The 21,003-nt window shown below is 54.5% G+C and carries 17 protein-coding genes; all 17 read right to left on the reverse strand.

Annotation, left to right across the window (positions count from 1 at the left end; translation table 11 throughout):
- A partial coding sequence (locus VLH40_07680; GenBank protein ID HSV31881.1) for a hypothetical protein occupies positions 1 to 379 on the reverse strand: 379 nt, incomplete at its 3' end.
- Positions 380 to 391: 12 nt separating this feature from the next.
- Positions 392 to 661 carry a tetratricopeptide repeat protein gene (locus VLH40_07685; protein ID HSV31882.1) on the reverse strand — a complete coding sequence of 90 codons (270 nt, stop codon included), beginning with the start codon at positions 659 to 661 and terminating at the stop codon, positions 392 to 394.
- A gap of 10 nt (positions 662 to 671) precedes the next feature.
- Positions 672 to 4,106 (reverse strand): DNA polymerase III subunit alpha, encoded by a 3,435-nt coding sequence (locus VLH40_07690; GenBank protein ID HSV31883.1) that lies wholly within the window; start codon positions 4,104 to 4,106, stop codon positions 672 to 674.
- 1 nt (position 4,107) lies between these two features.
- Complete coding sequence (gatB, locus tag VLH40_07695) at positions 4,108 to 5,556, reverse strand: Asp-tRNA(Asn)/Glu-tRNA(Gln) amidotransferase subunit GatB (protein HSV31884.1); 1,449 nt, start codon at positions 5,554 to 5,556, stop codon at positions 4,108 to 4,110.
- On the reverse strand, positions 5,556 to 7,043 hold the full coding sequence (gene gatA, locus VLH40_07700; GenBank protein ID HSV31885.1) for an Asp-tRNA(Asn)/Glu-tRNA(Gln) amidotransferase subunit GatA: 1,488 nt from the start codon (positions 7,041 to 7,043) through the stop codon (positions 5,556 to 5,558). Before gatA ends, gatB begins: the two co-directional genes overlap by 1 nt.
- Positions 7,033 to 7,350 (reverse strand): Asp-tRNA(Asn)/Glu-tRNA(Gln) amidotransferase subunit GatC, encoded by a 318-nt coding sequence (gene gatC, locus VLH40_07705; protein ID HSV31886.1) that lies wholly within the window; start codon positions 7,348 to 7,350, stop codon positions 7,033 to 7,035. The genes gatA and gatC overlap by 11 nt, the downstream gene beginning before the upstream one ends.
- 5 nt (positions 7,351 to 7,355) lie before the next feature.
- Positions 7,356 to 9,368, reverse strand: coding sequence for an NAD-dependent DNA ligase LigA (gene ligA, locus VLH40_07710; GenBank protein HSV31887.1), 2,013 nt, complete (start codon positions 9,366 to 9,368; stop codon positions 7,356 to 7,358).
- Between the two features lie 87 nt (positions 9,369 to 9,455).
- Complete coding sequence (locus tag VLH40_07715; protein HSV31888.1) at positions 9,456 to 10,748, reverse strand: adenylosuccinate synthase; 1,293 nt, start codon at positions 10,746 to 10,748, stop codon at positions 9,456 to 9,458.
- 18 nt (positions 10,749 to 10,766) lie between these two features.
- A complete protein-coding gene (guaA, locus tag VLH40_07720) occupies positions 10,767 to 12,302 on the reverse strand; it encodes a glutamine-hydrolyzing GMP synthase (protein ID HSV31889.1) in 1,536 nt (511 codons plus the stop codon).
- Between the two features lies 1 nt (position 12,303).
- A complete protein-coding gene (locus VLH40_07725) occupies positions 12,304 to 13,467 on the reverse strand; it encodes a GuaB3 family IMP dehydrogenase-related protein (protein ID HSV31890.1) in 1,164 nt (387 codons plus the stop codon).
- 353 nt (positions 13,468 to 13,820) lie between these two features.
- Positions 13,821 to 15,413 (reverse strand): chaperonin GroEL, encoded by a 1,593-nt coding sequence (gene groL / locus VLH40_07730; GenBank protein ID HSV31891.1) that lies wholly within the window; start codon positions 15,411 to 15,413, stop codon positions 13,821 to 13,823.
- Positions 15,414 to 15,591: 178 nt separating this feature from the next.
- Entirely contained in the window at positions 15,592 to 16,602 is a 1,011-nt protein-coding gene (tsaD, locus tag VLH40_07735; protein HSV31892.1) for a tRNA (adenosine(37)-N6)-threonylcarbamoyltransferase complex transferase subunit TsaD, read from the reverse strand.
- A 2-nt stretch (positions 16,603 to 16,604) separates the two neighbouring features.
- Complete coding sequence (rimI, locus tag VLH40_07740) at positions 16,605 to 17,102, reverse strand: ribosomal protein S18-alanine N-acetyltransferase (protein ID HSV31893.1); 498 nt, start codon at positions 17,100 to 17,102, stop codon at positions 16,605 to 16,607.
- Complete coding sequence (gene tsaB / locus VLH40_07745; protein HSV31894.1) at positions 17,077 to 17,751, reverse strand: tRNA (adenosine(37)-N6)-threonylcarbamoyltransferase complex dimerization subunit type 1 TsaB; 675 nt, start codon at positions 17,749 to 17,751, stop codon at positions 17,077 to 17,079. Before tsaB ends, rimI begins: the two co-directional genes overlap by 26 nt.
- Positions 17,752 to 18,207: a tRNA (adenosine(37)-N6)-threonylcarbamoyltransferase complex ATPase subunit type 1 TsaE gene (gene tsaE, locus VLH40_07750; protein ID HSV31895.1), complete on the reverse strand. Its 456-nt coding sequence runs from the start codon at positions 18,205 to 18,207 to the stop codon at positions 17,752 to 17,754.
- Complete coding sequence (gene alr / locus VLH40_07755; GenBank protein HSV31896.1) at positions 18,204 to 19,346, reverse strand: alanine racemase; 1,143 nt, start codon at positions 19,344 to 19,346, stop codon at positions 18,204 to 18,206. Before alr ends, tsaE begins: the two co-directional genes overlap by 4 nt.
- The gene (locus VLH40_07760; GenBank protein ID HSV31897.1) at positions 19,309 to 20,955 is read right to left on the reverse strand and encodes an NAD(P)H-hydrate dehydratase; all 1,647 of its coding nucleotides are present in this window, start codon (positions 20,953 to 20,955) and stop codon (positions 19,309 to 19,311) included. Before VLH40_07760 ends, alr begins: the two co-directional genes overlap by 38 nt.
- Between the last annotated feature and the right edge of the window lie 48 nt (positions 20,956 to 21,003).

Genomic DNA, 21,003 nt, shown 5'->3' on the forward strand with positions numbered 1-21,003 from the left:
CCTCATAACGGGAACGGGCATCCCGCAGGAATGCGTAGATTTCGGGTGTCGCTTCCGCCTGTTGATCGATGAGAAGCTCCAGTGCCCGCTGGTATCCTACATCGGCAAAGGGACGGAAAAGAGAACTAATCTCGTCTCCGGCGTGACGGAAAAGCCGGGCAGCCAGATAGAGCGATGAAAAGTTTTCCGCCCGGTTGAGTATCACGAATCCATAGGGAAGAACTCTTTCGAATGCCTGTTCCCGTCCCAAAGCCACCGGTTCGCTAAGCTCGATCAAGGCTCGGTAAAGACGGTCGATTTCCTGACTCTCCAGACGGGCATAAGTGGGGGCGTAACGGCGCCATTTACTGAAGGAATCAACATGCCCGGGGTTTTCCACCAGTACCCGTACCTACTCGGCTAAGGCTTCCGGGATTCTACCCTGCTGCTCCAGTGCTTTACCCAGCCAATACCGGGCAGCGTGAAATCCGGGATCGATTTCCAAGGCCAGCCGGTATTGTTCGGCAGACCGTTCAAAATCTCCCTGGGAAAAGAATATATACCCGTTTCGGTGATGGGTCCAAGCGTCAATCCCCCAGACTGGGCTACCTGTAATAAAGAGGACCATTAAGATTCCGACCAGACCAATCACCAAACCGCCGTGTTGCCTCATCCATCCCATCGTTTTCACCTCAATTCACCAACCAAATTCTTCTTTTCTCCTGTTCCCCGGTCACTTCCCGGATCGCCTGTTCCGCCTCACGGCTCCATTGGATCCGGTAATTCGCTCCCAATTCTACCGCACCTTTCTCCGTATCAGAAGATAGGTGCAGCACAACCGGATGGTCACCGGGATAACGAAGAAGACAATCTTTCAGATAGGGAATCCGTTTTTTGGCCTCCGGACCCACAGAGAGTTCGATATGGACAATTTCCGCGCCGGTGGTTTGCCGGTAGGCTTCAAGGTCAAGAATCGACTCGACGATCAATTGGCCTTCTCCGGAGTCGGTAAAATCCACCCGGCCTTCGACAGCAATTACTGTGTCACGCTCGAGGTGCTCCCTGATCTCCCCGGCCAAGTTAGGAAACACGATGACTTCCGCGGTCCCCGTTTCGTCTTCGAGGGTGATGAAAAACATGTCTTTTCCGGTTTTAGTCGTTATCTTCCGGGAATTGACTATCGCTCCGGCCAGGCGAACCTTGACTTCCGAACGCAGGGTCTTGAATTGTTCGATGGGAAGGACCGCCAGACGGCTCATCCCTGCCAGGGCATTGCGGACCGGATGGTCGCTGATATACAGACCAAGCATTTCCTTTTCCATCCCCAGGAGTTCCCGAGTCTCAAATTCTTTGACATCACCGAACTGAAACGGTTCTTTCTGGAAGCCAGACTCCTTGAACAGAGAAGTTTGCCGGTTCGACCCCCGTTTTTTGTCACGGGAGACATAGGCCATCAATCCTTCCAAAGAAGCGAGGATCTGGGCCCGGTTCCGGTGTAGTTCGTCAAAGGCTCCCGCCTTGGTCAAGCTTTCCAGTACTCTTTTATTGAGTACCCGCTGATCGACCCGTTCCAAAAAGTCCTGTACGCCACGATAGTGTCCTTCTTTGCGCCGAGAAAGGATTTCCTGGATAGCGTTCTCTCCGACATTCTTGACCGCTGAGAGTCCGAAGCGGATCTTCCGTTCCCCGACCACGGTAAAACTGGATAAACTTTCATTGATGTCCGGAGGGAGCACCGTAATTCCCAGGCGTTTGCACTCCACGATAAACTTGGCGACCTTGTCGCTGTCATTAGCGACGCTGGTCAGGCAGGCCGTGAGGTACTCGGTCGGGTAATGTGCCTTGAGATAAGCGGTCTGGTACGAGATCAAGGCGTAGGCAGCACTGTGTGATTTGTTGAAACCGTAGCCGGCGAAAAACTCGATCAGGTCGAACACTGCTTCGGCGGTTCGCTGATCGTATCCTCGTGAGCGTGCTCCATGCAGAAACATCTCCCGCTGTTCGTGCATCACTTCCGGTTTCTTTTTCCCCATGGCCCGCCGGAGGATATCCGCCTGACCCATGGTAAAGCCGGCTAAGATACTGGCGATTTTCATGACCTGTTCCTGGTAGAGGATTACACCATAGGTCTCCCTGAGCACCGGTTCAAGGTCGGGATGGGCGTAGTCGATGGTGACCCGCTTGTGTTTTCGCTGGATAAAGTCATCGATCATACCGCTCCCCAGAGGACCGGGACGATAGAGGGCCAGTAAAGCGGTCAGGTCCTCAAGTTTTTCCGGCCGCAGGCGTTTGATGATTTCCTTCATTCCGCTGCTTTCCAGCTGGAATACGCCAATCGTCTCACCACGAGCCAGCAATTCAAAGGTTTCCCGGTCCTCGAGAGTGAGACTGTCCAGGTCCACCGGCTCTTTCCGGATTCTTCGAATAACCTGAATCGCTTTTTCCATGACCGTCAGGGTTCGGAGACCGAGAAAGTCCATTTTGAGCAGACCCAGCTCCTGAAGCGTGTCCATATCGTATTGGGTCACGATTTCATTTTCGTTAATTAGTTGAAGCGGGGAATAGTCGGTGAGGGGAAGGTTGGAAATCACCACCCCTGCGGCATGTACCGAGGCGTGCCGGCACATACCCTCGATTTGCCGGGCGACATCGACAAGCTGGGACGCCTTGCTGTCCTGCTTGATCAGGGCCTTCAAGGTGGCATTACTTTCCAGCGCTTTTTCAATAGTAACCCCCGGTCCACCGGGAATCTGTTTAGCTATTTTATCCACGTCCCCGTAACTCCATCCCAGAGCCCGGCCCACATCCCGGATGGACTGCCGAGCCATCATCCGACCAAAGGTGATAATTTGCGCAACATTGTTCTTTCCATACTTGGCCGATACATATTCGATGACTTCATCGCGGCGCTCAAAACAAAAATCGATATCGATGTCAGGCATGCTGATCCGCTCCGGGTTAAGAAAGCGTTCAAAGAGTAAGCCTGAGGCGAGCGGATCGATATTGGTTATTTGGAGAACATAAGCGACCAGGCTACCAGCGGCCGAACCTCGGCCAGGACCGACCATTATCGAGTGTTTTCGAGCGTAGGTGATAAAATCCCAAACAATCAGGAAATACGCGGAATAGCCCATAGCACTGATTACGCCAAGCTCGTAGTCGAGTTGGGCAACCGTGCGTTCAGGGGGGGGGTCGCCGTAGCGTTTCCGTAAGCCCTGTTCGCACAGGTGCCTCAGATACGTATTGGTATCGAATCCATCGGGAACCTGAAAATCAGGCAAAAAGACTTGGCCTAAAGCGAGTTCCACCGAGCAGGCATCCGCTATCCGCTCCGTGTTTTCAATCGCTTCCGGAACATCGGGAAAGTCCCTACGCATCTCGCCGGGAGATTTCAGATAGAATTCCTCAGTGGGAAACCGGAGCCTTTTCGGGTCGTCAAGGGTTGTCGCGGTTTGTATAGCCAACAATACGTCGTGAACCCGCGCATCGTCGTGGTTCAAATAATGACAGTCATTGGTTGCCACCAGGGGAATCCCGTGTCTGGTGGAAAAAGTCCGCAATACCTCATTGACCGTTTTTTGTTCCGGTATACCATTCTCCTGGATCTCCAAGTAGAAGGATTCCGGTCCGAGAAGCTCCCGGAATTCGAAAGCCCGGCGTTCAGCGGCCGATCGCTCGTTTCCCAGAATCAAGCGGGGAATCTCTCCGGCCAGGCAGGCGGAAAGCGCGATGAGGCCGGTTGAATGCTCCTGCAATACCTCCCAATCGATGCGGGGTTTATAATAAAATCCCTCCAGGAACCCCTGACTGACCAATTTGACCAGGTTACGATACCCTTCCTGGTTTTTCGCCAAAAGAACCAGATGATGACTGGACTCGGCGCCTTTGGCACCCACTCTTTCGAAGCGGCTTCTCGGCGCCATATATACCTCACAACCGAGAATTGGCTTGATCTCGGCTATGAGGGCCTTTTTATAGAAATCAACCAGGCCATACATAACCCCGTGGTCGGTGATCGCTACCGCTTTCATCCCGTATTCCTGAGTTTTCCGGATGAGATCCTTGATCCGGATCGCCCCGTCGAGGAGACTGTATTCAGTATGCAAATGTAGATGGACGAAGGCCATGTCACCCTCCGGCTTGAAGTTCCCGGGCGAGGACCGTTTTGACTAACTCCGGACTGGCCTGCCCCCGGGTGGCCTTCATGACTGCTCCGACCAGGAAATTGAACGCTTTTTCCTTCCCGCTGAGATAATCAGCAACACTCTGGGGGTTTTTTTCGATCATTTCCCGAACGATCTTCTCCAGTTCCTTTTCGTTGCTGATGAATGAAATCCCTTTGCGGGCAATAATCTCCCGTGGTCCCGAACCGGTCAAGAACATGTCTTCGAGGACGTTTTTCGCAATCGTTCCGCTGATTTCCTTTTTCTCCAGCAGGCGTAGGAGTTCGGCCAGCATTCGCGGGGTGAGTTTACTCTGGTTGATTTCCTGCCCTTCTTCATTGAGATAACGCAGGATTTCGGTCAGAACCCAGTTACAAACCAGTCTCGGTTTTCTGAAGTCTTTCAGGCACTCTTCAAAAAAATCCGCGAGATTTTTATTCGTCACCAGAATCTCCGCTTCGTTTCCGGTCAACTCATAATCGTTCATAAAGCGCTCCTTCCGATGGAGAGGCATTTCAGTAAGACTGGCGCGAATTTCCGTGAGGAGCGCATCCGAAATGTTCATAGGCAAAAGATCCGGATCCGGAAAATACCGGTAATCTTCCGCCTCTTCCTTACCCCGCGCCGCAACGGTCACATTCTTCATTTCGTCCCAATGTCTGGTTTCCTGAATCACCGGGCGGTTGCTTCGCAGGATCGACGACTGACGTTCCACTTCAAACTGCAGGGCACGATACACCGATCGGAAAGAATTCATATTTTTGACTTCGACTTTGACGCCCATTTCACCCGGGGTGTTGGACAAGGAAATGTTGGCGTCACACCGCAGGCTTCCTTCTTCCATGTTTCCATCGCTCACTTCCAGGTAGCGGACGATGGTACGCAGCATCATCAGGCATTCCCGGGCCTCTTCCGGAGACGTAAGATCCGGTTCGGTAACGATCTCGACCAAGGGGATCCCGCTACGGTTGTAATCCACTCCGCTTTGCGCGAATCTGAATCCTTCTCCCTGGTGCACCAACTTTCCGGCGTCTTCTTCAGTGTGGACTCGTTTGATCCGGATTTCCCGGATCAATCCGCCGACCTCATAGCGAATGATGCCGTTGACCCCAATGGGAAAATCGTACTGGGAAATCTGGTATCCCTTGGGAAGATCCGGGTAAAAATAGTTTTTCCGGTGAAACACAACCCGGGGAAGAATATCGCAATCCAACGCCAGGGCGGCTTTCAAAGCCAACTCCAGGACTTTCCGGTTTAATACCGGTAACGAACCGGGAATCCCCAGGCAGACCGGACAGGTCAGGCTGTTGGGCTCTTTCCCGATATAATCGGTTCCGCAGCGGCAAAACATCTTGGCTTGAGTCGAAAGATGACAGTGTACCTCTATCCCGATAGTCACGTTATATCCGGCCATCAGTGAGCCTCCTCCCGACCGAACCGGCCGGGCCAGGGAGTCGGTAGATCCAGAAAAGCTTCGAGCCAGCGGGAAAAACCGAACAGGACCCCCTCGCGAAAAGGTGCCGTCATGACTTGCATTCCGACGGGTAATCCTTCCACATAGCCACAGTTCAGGGAAAGGGAAGCTATCCCGGCCATTGCCGAAGGAACGGTATAGACATCAGTCAGGTACATCTGGTAAGGATCAACAACCTTTTCCCCGATACGAAAGGGAACACCGGGGGTCACCGGGGAGAGCAGGACATCACACTGTTCAAAGGCCTTTTCGAAATCCCGGCGCACAAGAGTCCTCACCTGCATCCCTTTCAGGTAAAACTCGTCGTAATATCCGGAGCTCAGCGAATACGTTCCAAGCATAATCCGGCGTTTTACCTCGAGACCGAATCCTTCGGAACGGGTCTTACAGTACAAATCAAGGAGGCCTTGGACATTCGCGGACCGATACCCGTACAGCACACCGCCATAACGGGCGAGGTTCGAGCTGGCTTCAGCCGGTGCGACGATGTAGTAAGCTTCCAGGGCGTAGTCCGTATGCGGGAGAGATATTTCCTGCAGGCGGAATCCCTCCCGATCCAGCCGATCCAAAGTATGTCTGATCACATCAGCGACCGGTTTTTCAAGACCGGATGTAAAATATTCCCGGGGTACGCCAATAGTCACATTCCGGACGGTTTCCGCGGGAGGTATTTCCCGACAGGAAAAAGGGGGATAAGGGGCACAGGTGGAGTCCTGCCGGTCCTCTCCGCTCAACGCCTCGAAAAGAATCGCGGCATCCTCGACATTACGGGCAATGGGACCGATCTGGTCGAGTGATGAAGCGAAACTGATGAGGCCATAACGGGAAATCCGCCCGTAGGTCGGGCGCAGCCCCACCACACCACAGAAAGCGGCTGGCTGGCGAACCGATCCTCCCGTATCTGACCCAAGCGCCAGGGGCACCTGAAAGGCAGCAACACTGGCGGCTGACCCACCGCTCGAACCACCGCTGACCCGTTCAGGATCAAAAGGATTACGGGTCGGGCCAAAGGCGCTGTTTTCCGTAGAGGAACCCATGGCGAACTGATCGAGGTTGGTTTTTCCAAGTAGGATCGCCCCAGAGCGCCGGAGGCGGTCCACCACGGTAGCGTTATAGGGTGGACGAAAATCCGCCAGTATTTTTGAACCACACGTCGTCGGGATCCCTCGGGTACAGATATTGTCTTTCACAGCGACCGGAATACCAAAAAGAGAGGGCAGGGTATCGTCCAGGGAAGCGTGGTCCAACTCGCTCGCTTCCCGTAGGGCCTCCTCTTCGTTGACCAGGAGGAAAGCATTCAAACGATCATCGGTCTGACGGATTCGATCCAGGAAGGCGGTGGTGAGAGCACTTGGGGTCAGTTCACCGGACCGGAAGAGCCGATGAAAATCGGCAATCCGAAAGTCACGGAATTCTTCATAGTTCATTCCGTTCCTCCTTTTTATCGACAACGCGGGGAACGATAAAAAAGCGGTCTCTGGTTTCCGGAGCATTCTGGAAAACCTCTTCGATCCTCTTCCACTGAACCGGAGTATCCGGGTTGACCGGGGGGCTGTCCCAGGAAATATGCGACGTCGGACAAACCTCCGAAAGGTCCAAGCGGTTGAGTTTAGCAAAGTGGCTCAGGATTTCGTTCATTTCCCTTAAATACCGGCTGACTTCATCGTCCGTGAAATCGAGCCTCGCCAGCTGAGCGATTTTCTTCACATCTTCCCTGGAGAGTCGCTCACTCAAGATTTTCACTCCTTTCGCCGCCCTAATCGCGCGAAGAACTCTTGTTCGGTCAGGACGGGGATATTCCGGTCTCGTGCAACCGCCAGCTTATTTCCCGGATTCTCTCCGACAATCAGATAGTCCACCCGGGGGCCGATGTTCGTGGCGATCCTTCCGCCTCGAGTAAGCACCAGGGCTTCGACCTCCCGCCGGGTCATGCCCAACAAAACACCGGTAAAAAGCAGGGTCTTCCCCTGAAGCGGTAAATCGTTATCGGGGCCACTTTCCCACTGTTCAATAGGAGTCGGTGCTATGCCAAGCTCAAGGAGGTTTGCAATGATCCGTCGATTCTCTGTGCCGGCGAAAAAATCACTGACCGCACCGGCAATTTTCGGCCCGACTCCCTCAATCGACAAATAATCATCGTACGTCATCTCCAGAAATTTATCAAGGGCTCCAACTTTGCGGGCCAGAAGACGGGCGGTCACCAGCCCAGTGAAACGAATTCCCAACGCATAAATAAACCTTACCAGATCTCTGGTTTTCGACCGTTCGACCGCCGTGAGCAAATTCTCAGAGGATTTTACACCCATTCTTGCCAGGGCGGCAAGGTCTTCGCGTTTCAGCCGGTAAAGGTCGGGGATTTCCCGGACCAAGCCACTGTCGACCAACTGGTCGACCAACTTTGCGCCCAATCCTTCGATATCCATGGCCCCCCGCGACGCCCAGTGGAGAATGCGTTCCTTCACCTGGGCAAGACATCGCAGACTGACACAGCGCATTGCCGCTTCCCCGGGCTCCCGAACCACCCGCGACCCGCACACCGGACAGGTTTCAGGCATAGCGAAGGCTGTTTCCTGACCGGTCCGGCGATCACTGAACACCTGGACGACCTCAGGGATCACGTCGCCGGCCCGGCCGACGAGTATCCAATCCCCGATTCGCACGTCCTTTTTCCGCATCTCGTCTTCGTTATGCAGCGTGGCCCGCCTGATGGTCACTCCGCCAACCGAGACCGGCTCCAGCAGTGCCACCGGGGTAAGTATTCCAGTACGGCCGACGTTGATCCGGATATCGTGCACCCGCGTCACCGCATATCCCGCTTGGAATTTATAGGCGATCGCCCAACGAGGGCTTTTACTCGTTGCTCCCAGTACGCGCTGATATTCAAAAGCATTGACCTTGAGCACCAGGCCGTCAATGGCATAATCAAGCTCCCGTCGCTTTTTTTCCCATTCCCGGTGCAGGATGAACGTCTCCGAAAGGCCGCTCAGCACTCGGTAGTGCTCATTGACCTTAAAGCCGGCCTTCCCGAGATAGGCAAGCAGCTCCGACTGGGTTTCGGGAATCGCGTCGCCGCGGATAAAAAACGCTCCGTATACAAATAGATCCAGGGATCTTCGAGCGGTGAGGCGGGCGTCCAGTTGACGAAGCGAACCGGCCGAAGCATTACGGGGATTGGCAAAGGGAGTTTCCCCATTTTCGACCCGCTGCCGGTTGAGGTACTGAAAATCCGGAATGCGCATGAACACTTCTCCCTGCACCTCCACAATATCAGGCGGAGTATCCATGGACAAACGCAGGGGGACGCTTCGGATCGTACGAATATTGTGGGTGATATCCTCTCCGACGACACCGTCTCCGCGGGTGGCTCCATGAGTAAGCATACCTTTCTCATAACGCAGGTTCACCGCCACTCCATCGATTTTCAGTTCCAGGATATAGGCGGGGTCGTCCTGGTTCAAAAGGCGGCGGACGCGGCGGTCGAATTCGAGCACTTCATCTTCGGTAAAAGCATTGGCCAGACTCATCATCGGCCGGGTGTGACGGAAGACGGCAAACTGTTCGAGAGGGGTTCCAGCAATCCGCTGCGTCGGTGAATCCGGGGTGATCAAATCGGGATGCGCTTCCTCAATCCCAACCAGCCGGCGCATTAAGGCATCGTATTTTTCATCGCTGATTTCCGGCTGATCAAGCACATAATAGCGATAATCATGGTACCGGATGATCTCCCGCAACCATGACAGTTCCTTCTCCAAGTCTTCGATGGAATTCAGCTCGAACCAACTCCCAGGTAACTATCGCTTGGGAAAACAACGTTCTTCAAATCTTTTTCATCTTCCTATCTACCAGGCCGGTTGCCGGCGGATTATTGTCGCTTCACGTTCCGGTCCGACCGAGACAATGCCCACCGGAATTCCGCTGTACTCTTCGATAAACTCGACATAACGGCGGGCGTTCACCGGTAAGTCGGAAAAGCGGCGAACGCTGGAGAGATCTTCTTCCCAGCCGGAGAACTCCGTGTATACTGGCTCGTAAGCCGATAACAAAGAGACATCCGAAGGAAAGATGTTCAACAGTTCCTGTCCGATCCGGTAAGCGGTGCACACCTTCACCGTCCGGAGTCCACCCAGCACATCGAGTTTGGTGATCACCAGGGAGGAAATCCCGTTTACCCGGATCGCGTAATTGAGGACCACGCCATCCAGCCAGCCGCAGCGGCGGGGACGTCCCGTCGTCGCCCCGTACTCGCCCCCTCGTTCCCGGAGGAGCGTACCGGGTTCTCCACCGAGTTCGGTGGGGAAAGGTCCCGCCCCAACCCGGGTCGTGTAGGCCTTGCAGATCCCGATGACTTCACTCACACCGACTGGTCCCAGTCCCGCTCCCAGCAAAGCTCCGCTGGATACCGGATGCGATGAGGTCACAAAGGGATATGTCCCATGATCGAGATCGAGCATCGTTCCCTGAGCTCCCTCCACCAACACTTTTTTCCCTCGCTTCACCAGGTCGCAAATCATGGCCGAGGTCTCACGGACAAAAGGAGCCAGGACCTCTCTATACTGTAGGCATTCGTCCAATATCGCCTTAAAAGAAAACGGATCCTGTCCGAAAAGCGAGGTTAAAAGGCGATTTTTATAATCGAGCACCAGACGCAGTTTCTCCGGAAAAACCGCCTCATTCATTAAGTCGGCCACCCGAATTCCCCACCGAGAGACCTTGTCTTCGTATGCCGGGCCGATTCCTCGACCGGTAGTACCTATACAAGCACTACCCCGGAATTCTTCCTGAAGTCGGTCCAAAACACGATGGTAAGGCATCACCAAATGGGCTCGCCCGCTGACATAAAGATCCCGGAGGAACCCTCCACGACCCTTGAGACGGATCATTTCCGTTTCTTCATGAAAAGAGCGGGGATCGATCACCATCCCATCACCGAGGATATTGATGGTTCCGGTATGGAGAATCCCGGAGGGAATCAGGTGAAATATGTATTTCTCTCCTCCGACGACCACGGTATGGCCTGCGTTGCTCCCCCCCTGCGCCCTGACAAAAACATCGGAAGAAGCACCCAGATAGTCGACGACTTTCCCTTTTCCTTCGTCTCCCCAGTGCGTTCCAACAACCACCCATATCGCCATTTCCGGCCACCTCGTTCTCTATTCCCACTCAATGGTTGCCGGCGGCTTTGCGGTAATGTCATACACCATCCTGCCGATCCCGGCAACCTCGTTGACCACCCGTCTGGAGATGACGTCCAGAGTATCGTAGGATAACCTGGCCCAGTCAGCGGTCATCCCGTCTTCACTCATGACCGCCCGGAGAACCCCAACATATTTGTAAGTTCGCTCGTCACCCATAATCCCGACGCTGCGCACCGGCACCAGCACCCCGAACGATTGCCAGAGCTTTTTGAATATCGGGGACTTGATCAGTTCTTCCCGAATTATAAAATCCATGTCCCGCAGAATCTCCAACCGATTCTCGGTCACTTCCCCGATGATCCGAACAGCCAGTCCGGGACCGGGAAAGGGCTGCCTCCAAATGATTTCTTCCGGTATGCTCAACTCCCCGGCCAGTTTTCTGACCTCGTCCTTGAACAAAAACCGCAGAGGTTCCAATACCCGCAGACGCATGTGCTCGGGAAGACCACCGACATTATGATGCGACTTGATCCGGACCGAAGGTCCATAGACCGACACGCTCTCGATCACGTCTGGGTAGGTCGTGCCTTGCAATAGGAAGGTAACGTTTCCCAGGGTTCGAGCTTCTTCCTCAAAAACCATTACAAACTCGCGTCCAATGATTTTCCTTTTTTCCTCGGGGTCTACAACGCCTGCCAGCGCCTGCAGAAAACGTTCCCGGGCATCCGCAAAGAGCACCCGATTTTTTCCCAAAAGCTTTTCCATATTCTTCAAAACCCGTTCGGGTTCATATTTCCTCAACAGGCCGTTGTTTACAAAAATACAACTCAATTGATCGCCAATCGCCCGGTAAGTCAACACCGCGGCGGTAACCGAATCCACACCACCGCTCAGAGCGCAGACAACATGGTTATCCCCGACCTGGCGCCTGATCCACTCGATTTGTTGTTTGACGATCGATTCAGGAGTCCAGTCCGCCCGGCAACCGCAGACGTTAAAAACAAAGTTGGCTATAATTTCTTTTCCCAGCGGGGTGTGCGAAACTTCCGGGTGAAACTGAATCCCCCATTTTTTCCCCTCTTGATCGACGATAGCGGCATTTTCACACGTTTCGGTGCGCGCGATGAATTCAAAGGTGTCCGGAATTTCCTTGACGCTGTCGCCATGGCTCATCCAGCACACCATTTCGTTCCCCATGTTTTCGAAAATCCCCTTTTTCTGGAGAATCGAGAGGATCGCCTTACCATATTCACGGGTGTGAGAAGGGATAACCTTCCCCCCGAGTATGTTGACCATCAACTGCATGCCGTAACAGACGCCGAGTACCGGCTTCCCCAGGGAAAAGACTATAGGATCTATTCTCGGCGCGCTTGGATCGGCGACACTGGCCGGGCTGCCCGACAGGATAATTCCTTTCACATCGGAGCGCTCGAGGGAATAGCCTTCCAGATGATAAGGCCATATTTCGCAATAGACCTGCAGATCCCGGATCCGCCGGGCTATAAGCTGGGTATACTGGGACCCGAAGTCGATAACGACGATTGTGTCCATATTATCTACCCATCCCGACGCCCTGGCACTGCTGGAGATACTTTCCTTCCGACCAGATATTGGGAGAGATGACGATTTCGGCCCGCTGCATTTCTGCAAGGGTCCGCGCTCCGACCGCCCCCATTGAGCCACGCAGAGCACCGACGAAATTCATCGTTCCATCGGTCAGGCGGCTGGGTCCGAACAAGACCTCTTCGCACGATCCCTTGATTCCGGTCTTGACCAGAGTACCTCGCGGGAGATTGGGATCAGGCGTCGCCATGCCCCAGTGATGTCCCTTACCGGGAGCCTCCTGGGCACAGGCAAGAGGCGATCCGAGCATCACTGCATCGGCTCCGGCGGCGACCGCCTTGGCCACATCCCCGCCCACCCGCATCCCGCCGTCGGTGATCACGCACACCCGGCGACCTGTCTCCTGAAAATAATCCTCCCGGGCTGCGGCAACATCCACTGTCGCGGTGATCTGGGGGAGTCCAATCCCTAAGACCGCCCGGGTAGTACAAGCCGCACCCGGTCCGATGCCTACCAAAACTCCGGAAGCTCCGGCCTTCATCAAGTCCAGCGCCGTTTCGTAGCTTGCGCAATTCCCGATCACTACCGGGATTCCGGCACTCCGGCAGAAGCCGGCGAGATCGAATACCCGGGCGGACGAAGACAAAAATTGTACAGTGGTCACCGTCGACTGAACCACGATGAGGTCCAGTCCTTCCTGCAAAGCCAGTCGGCCGATACTGTCGGCCCGGGCCGGCGTAACCGAAGCGGCGGCCGGAATTCCCTGTTCCTTGATTTCCCGAATGCGGCGGGTGACCAGTGCTTCACGAACCGGTTCCCGGTAAACCTTTTGCAAAAACCGGGTCACTTCCGCCTTCGGGAGCGCAATGAGTTCCTCGATCACCGAAGTGGGATCTTCGTACCGGGTGAATACCCCTTCCAGGTTAAGCACACCCACTGCACCGAGTTCACCCAGTCGAACCGCCATGTTCGGGTCGATCACCCCGTCCATCGCCGCTCCCAGGATAGGGACGTCAAAACGAAATGACCCGATCGCCGTCGCAATCTGGACATCGGCCGGATCGATGGTTCGTAATCCGGGAACCAAAGACACATCGTCAAACCCATAAACCATCCGGGACGGGCGGTTTCTTCCTATAATCCAGCACTCCATGAAACTCACCTTTCCTCTTCGCAGGAGGACAGCAAGCGATACCGATCTTTCCTTCCGCGGCTTTTCCGGAAGAGTCGATCACCTGCTGTCATATCCCTTTTCTGATTGACCAGCAATCTCCGGATGAGACCAGACGAGGAGTCATCACGGTATCTTCTCCCTCGATGTTCAGCTCAATTATTCTGTCTGCATTATAGTACAGAACAGTCCCTCCTGCGGGAACAAAGCACGATGGTGGATGTACAAACCCCATCTCTTCCCGCCCCCCCTTTTTAGCCGCCAAAATACGAGGCAATCAAAAAAAGAGGGTAAAGACGATCCCCTTACCCTCTTTTTTTGAGACAAAGACCCGATTACTTCTTTTCTTCCGTGTCTTTCTCTTTGACCTCAGCCACCAGGGCCTGAGTGGTCAGAATCAACGCTGCAATACTCACTGCGTTTTCGAGGGCGACACGGGTGACCTTGGCTGGGTCGACAATGCCCTCCTCCAGCATATCAACGATCTCGCCCCGCAGGGCATCATACCCCATATTCGGTTGTGCGTGCTTCAGTTCTTCAACGACAACCGAACCCCGGCCGCCAGCATTATCCACAATGCGCTTCAGGGGCGCATACAACGCCTTTCGAACAATTCGCACTCCGGCATCGATTTCGGGGTTTGATCCGGTAACGTCAAGATTCTCGGCAATATGGAGCAACAGTGCCCCCCCACCGGGCACGATTCCCTCGGCCACCGCCGCCCGGGTTGCGGACAAGGCATCTTCAACCCGGTGTTTCTTCTCTTTGAGTTCCATTTCGCTCGAAGCTCCTACCCGGATGACCGCCACACCCCCGATGAGCTTGGCCAAACGTTCCTGAAGCTTTTCCCGGTCATAGTCAGACGTAGTTTTTTCAATCTGAGTCCGAATCTGCTTTTCCTGGGCCCTGATTTCCATAACGTCACCGCGCCCCTCAATGATGATCGTCTCTTCCTTGTTCACCTTGATTTTTCCGGCCCGGCCCAGCAGATCCAGGGAGACTTTTTCCAACTTCATGCCCATTTCTTCAGAGATCACCTGGCCTCCGGTAAGAACGGCGATATCCCGCAAAGTTTCCTTTCTCCGGTCCCCAAACGCTGGAGCCTTGACGGCGGAAACGGTAATAACTCCCCGCAGACTGTTGACCACCAGTACAGCCAAAGCTTCTCCCCCCACCTCTTCGGCAATGATAAAGAGAGGTTTTCTGGTCTGAGCCACCTGCTGGAGCAGGGGAAGCAAAGACTGCAGACTGGTCAGCTTTGAGTCGGTGATAAGGATGTAGGGTTCTTCCAGGACGGCCTCCATTTTTTCCCGATTGGTGACCAGGTAGGGAGAAAGGTAGCCTCGGTCGAATTGCATGCCTTCTACAACTTCCAGATCGGTGACAGTGGAGCGGGATTCTTCGACGGTAATCACGCCGTCTTTCCCGACCTTTTCCATTGCCCTGGCGATCATCTCTCCGATTTCCAGGTCATTGGCCGCCACCGCGGCGACCTGGATTATGGATTTCTGACCTTCCACTGGCTGGCTCCGCTTTCGGATTTCATCAATCACACTCTTTTCGGCCTTCTCCATTCCACTTCTCAAAAAAATCGGATTCCCGCCCGCCAGCAAAGCCCGTAGACCCTCTTTAACCATCTGTTGGGCGAGAACCACCGCCGTAGTCGTCCCGTCTCCGGCGATATCATTGGTTTTCGAGGCAACTTCCCTGACCAGTTTTGCACCTATGTTCTCAAACGGATCCGCGACCTCGATTTCCCGGGCGATGGTCACTCCGTCGTTGGTAATCACCGGTGACCCGTACTTTTTTTGCAGGAGCACGTTGCGGCCTTTCGGTCCAAGCGTCAACTTCACCGTATCAGCCAGAATATTAAGACCGTCCACCAGCTTTTTCCGCGCTTCGTCTCCAAACAGTACTTCTTTTGCCATACATACCACCTTCCTCATCTATGCATCATCAGGATTATATCCACAGTCGGTCATAATGCTCAATTGATTATCATATCCAGAGTATCCATAAAATTCAATAGGCCGGGGCTTCCCCTCTTCCGGAAAAGAAGAAGCAGGGACAATATTCCGCCGGCAATAGGAAGAAGCCGCCTATCCGCTATCCCAAGGCGAGGCGGGGTTCAGGTTCCACAAAAACGTCGCTCGTCTCGCCCCGCAGAAGATGAAATGTCCCACAGGACGCGATCATGGCAGCGTTGTCGGTACACAGGGATAGCGAGGGAAAAGCTATGGTAATCCCCATTCCCCGGGTGCGTTCCGGGAAAACCTCCCGAAGCCGGGAATTAGCCGCCACTCCTCCTCCCAGAACGATCGTTTCAAAACCACTTTGCCGGGCCGCCCGCAAGGTTTTGTTCACCAGGGTCCGGATGACGGTTTCCTGGAAAGAAGCCACCAAGTCGTAAATCACCTTCCGCTCTTTTCGCCGGTTCTCCGGAAGTGATGCATACCTGCGGACCACAGCCGTTTTCAAGCCGCTGAAGCTGAAATCCCCGCTGTCGCAAGATTCCAAGCCGCCCCGAAAACGGAAGCGCCCCGGCTCTCCCTCCCGACTCAACCGGTCAATGAGCGGCCCTCCCGGATAGCCCAATTCCAAATATTTGGCGACTTTATCAAAGGCTTCTCCGGCAGCGTCGTCCCGGGTTTTCCCCAATAGACGATACGATCCCCATTCCCTAACACCATAAAGCGACGTATGGCCACCTGAAACCAGAAGATACAAAAAAGGGGGCTCCAGCTGCGGGTGATCGATCCGGGTCGCAAAGAGATGTCCCTCCAGATGATTCACGGCAATAAGCGGGATCTGGTGGGTGAGGGCCAGCACTTTCGCCAGACACAAACCCATGAGCAGCGACCCGGAGAGACCAGGCCCCTGCGTAACCGCTATCCCCTGGATTTCGACCAAGGACTTCCCCGCCTCCCGAAGAGAAGCGTCGAGAAGGGGAACGAGCAGTTCAAGGTGCTTCCGGGAAGCGATTTCCGGAACGATTCCCCCAAAACGCCGGTGAAGGTCAATTTGACTGGAAACCAGATTGGACAACACCTCATTTCCGTTCCGAACAACGGCAACGGCAGTATCGTCACAACTGGTCTCAATCCCCAATACCAGCAAGGCTATTCACTTTCAATGGATAAATTTTTTTTCATCACCAGCGCATCCTCACCATCACTGTAATATCGTTTCCTCACTCGTTCCAGTTTAAATCCAAACTGCCGGTATAATTCCTGGGCTGTCGTATTGCTTAGCCGCACTTCCAGGAGGACCTCCCGGCAGTTCCTCAGCCGGGAATAGTCCAGAGCGAACCGGAGTAGTTTTTTACCCAAACCCCGCTGTCGGAACCGGGGATGAATGGCGAATGTCGTCACATGGGCGGTCTCCCACACCACCCAGAGCCCGACGTATCCGGCGACCCGGTCGTCCCATAACCCGATGAAGTAGGAAGCGACCCGGTTGCTCAGTTCCGTCAGAAAGAGCGAATACGACCACGGCTGAACGAAAGCCTTCCGCTCAATTGCGACGACATAGGGTAAATGATGGGGTTTCATTTCGACAATGCGAAATTCACCCTCTTCGAGTAACGAAGGGTCACCCGGTGAAGACCTGCGAACCATAGATGGGCACCATGCCGGCCGCCTTCTCCATCTCAGACGATAGATCTTTTCTCAAATGATGAAGGGCGAGGAGACATCGGGCATCGGGTATTGAAAACGGCGGAGGATACACCTGAATTCCATCCTTTTCGAAAATCTTCGTATATTCAGGCCAAGGACAGACAACCAAGGCACGTTTTCCCCGAATTGCCTGTAAGCAATCAGTAGGGGATCCGATATGCAAACTGTCGAGGCTTTTTCTCCGATAAGCCGGTTCGAATTCGCTCCAGAACAGTTCGTTACGCTTATGTAGGATAATCGGGACGATCCGATCGCACTGTATGGCCAGAAGCATCTCTTCTGGAACCAGGGAGGCCAACCCTTCCAGGGAGGAATATCCGAAGACCGGGCGGTGCAAAGCATAGGAAAGACTCCCGGCGACCATCATCGCAATCTTGACCCCGGTGAAAGATCCCGGACCGCGGCCGACCACGATACCTTGTAAAACAGCTTCTTCGAAAAAGCCCTCCCGTTTCATGTGAGCGAGAACAGCCATCAGTTTCCGGGAATGATCCCGACAGGTCAATACCGTAAGATGAAAACGGATGGTTTCGCCGTCGCCCAGCGCCATGGTCAACCAGGGAGTGCTTGTATCAAAGGCCAGAAACATTCATCCTTCCTCCCGGTATTCAGTGCAGGCCATGATAGCGATCTCCCGAACAGAAGCGGATGTCCAGCGGATGTTGACCTCATAATGGGGAGTTGGGAAGGCCTGCCGGAACTTCGCCCCCCATTCCACGGCCAGGATCGCTTTCTGATCGATCACCTCGTCAATACTCAGTTCCTCAACCTCCCAGAGGTGTTCCAACCGGTAAAAATCCATGTGACAAAGAACACCTCGGGTCCCGGCATACTCATGAACCAAGGCAAACGTGGGACTGGTGATCTGGTACGGGTCGATTCCCAGAGCTCTGGCAATTCCTTTGATAAAACAGGTCTTCCCCGCTCCCAATTCCCCACTCAGGAGCACCACGGTCTCGGGACGGAGGAAATAATTGCAAAACTCTTCTCCCCATTGCAGGGTTTCGTTTTCGTTACGACTTTTCCTGTAGTACAGTTGATTCATGTGACAATCCGGTTTTTAACCCGTACCAGACTGCATAGTATTTCATGAGGTATGGTTTGGGCTTGCCGGGCCACCTCTTCGACGGTTATTTCTTCACCGCCGGGGTCCCGGCCAATCACAATTGCCGTATCACCCGGGGTTACTCCGGGTATTTCAGTCACGTCGACCATCATCTGGTCCATGGAGAGAACGCCGATGGACCGGGCTCTTCTCCCCCGAACAAGCACGGCCATCCGGTTTGACAGGTTTCTGGGAAGTCCCTGAGCATACCCGACCGGCAATACGGCAATCCGGCTGGGACACGAAGTCGTCGCCGTCGCGCCATACCCCACACAAAACCCAGCCGGCAGGTCCTTCACATGTCTAATTCGGGCCTTGAGCGACATCACCGGTTTCAGACCGGCTTTTTTGATCAGATCCGGGTCTCCGGTCGGTGAAACACCATATAACGCGATACCGACCCGGACCATATCCAACCGCAACTCCGGAAAGAACAGAAAACCGGCGCTGTTCGAACAATGCCTGAGTATGTTCGGTACGGTCGGACCATCCAATCCGGAACGTTCCAGGAATTGCCCAAAACGGAGGAATTGCGTGCGAGTATAGGCTGGATCAGATTCCGCACAGGAAAAATGAGTCATTACACCCTGGAGACGAAGCAAAGGATGTTTTGCCATCTCCTGACGCCATCGTTCGTCGAAGTCGGAATACAGGAGGCCCATTCGACCCATACCGGTATCGATTTCCAGATGGTAGTCGATGATTCGACCGGCTCTGGCGGTATAGCAGGAGAGGTTAATGAAGTCGTCAAGGGTGGAAATCACCGGAGTCAGGCGATGGGTCAACAGCGATTGGACTTCTTCCGGGAAGAACCCCCCTAAAAGGACAATTTCTCCCCCGATTCCCCGTTCCCGGAGGGCGATCCCCTCCCGAGACGAAGCGACACCAAACCGGCGGATCCCCCAATCATACATCAGTTCCACCGCAGCCGGTCCGAGACCATAGGCATCGGCTTTTACGACAGCCAGTATTTCACAGTGCCTTCCGCCTTCTTTCCCCATAGAGGTGAGTCTTTGACAATTCTCCCGGAGAGCGGCACTGTCAATCTCCATCCACAACTGATAAGGTCCATTCGCCATTTTGGGTCTCCCTGACCGCTTCCCGGAGATATCCGGCCACTTCCCCGGCTGAAAAAAAGGAATATCCTTTCCGGGCCATGAGATCCCCGGCTAATCCATGAAGAAAAACACCGGCCCGGGCGCTCTCGTTAGGGGCCAAGCCCTGGGCCATGAGCGAAGCCACCACACCGGCCAATACATCCCCGCTCCCAGCCGAAGCGAGACCGGGATTGCCGGTGGGGTTGACCGCCACCCCGCCCTCCGGTGAAGCGACCAGGGTACCCGGACCCTTGAGAACCATAGTGGCGTCATAATATGCCGCTGCTTCCTGAACCACCGACAGTCTATTTGCTTCCACATCGGCGGTCGAGCACCTGGCCAGACTGGCCATCTCACCGATATGTGGCGTGAGCACCCATCCGTTCAGTCGCCCCCGCCACTCCTCCCGATCCTGAGCGATCAAAGTCAGCGCGTCGGCATCAAGCACTCCAGAGCAGGGGGCGGTGTTCACCAATTTGTTCAAAAACAGGGCAGTCGCGGCATGGGTTCCTAGACCTGGGCCGACCACGAGAGCGGAACACTTTCTCCGGTACAGAAAATCGGCAATGAAGCCAGCCTGGCTCGGACGATAATAAAAGGACTCCTCTCCTCTTCCCGGTTCAGGCCAGAATGAAACAAGTTCAGGGAAAAGGGGTTTGATCTGAGAGGCAAACCGGGACGGCAACGCCCAGACCACCATGCCACAACCGGTATAAACCGCTCCCTGGGAGGCCAGGATTCCCGCTCCCAGCATGCCTTCTGAACCAGCACATACCCCGACTACTCCAGCCGCTATCTTGTGCAAACCCGCTGGCCTGACGGGGAGAAAAGAAGCGACCATCTCCGCCGTGATCAACTCCACCACGGGCCAGTATGAAGTAAACTGTGGTTCAAAAGGAATTCCGAGGGAAACCCGCCGGATCCGTCCGGCGTATGCAAGGCCGGGCCAGATCACGAGCCCGCGCTTGACCATCCCCAAAGTCACCGTGTCATGGGCCCGGATCGCACATCCCATCACCTGGCCGGTTGAAGCGTCAATGCCGGAAGGCACGTCAAGGGCAAGCACCCGGCCATTCGCCTGGTTGGTTTTTTCAATCAGCTCCCGGTACAGTCCTGTGACTGGGCGGACGACTCCCGTTCCAAACAAAGCATCCACCACCAAGGTATCTGAGTATATGGCCACTTCATCAACCGAACGGAGAATCCGCATATCGATCCCCAGAGATTCGGCAATCAGATAATTGGTCCGACTGTCCCGTTTCAAGTGGTTCGGATCACCAGCCAGGAATACACTCAGGGGAAGGCACGGGCAATCGACCCGGAGATGGCGGGCGGCTACGAGCCCATCACCGCCGTTGTTTCCACTTCCACACAGCACCACGACATTTCTGATCGTACCCGTTTTGGCAATGAGTCGAGATATATAACGGGCCACGTTTCGGCCGGCGTTTTCCATGAGGACCAGGGTATCGATATTGAAACGTCGGCACAACTCACGTTCCAGGTCCCGCATCTCTTCCGAACCGACCAGGGGAATTCCTTTCCCGGGAAGCCCGGTCCTCCTGGGGTAGCCTTCCTCAAAATCGTTCAATGTGCACTCCTTGCCTCAATTTCCTCGTTTTCGGGTTCTTCCCGCAAT

It is taken from the genome of Atribacteraceae bacterium (assembly GCA_035477455.1).
Taxonomy (GTDB): Bacteria; Atribacterota; Atribacteria; order Atribacterales; family Atribacteraceae; genus DATIKP01.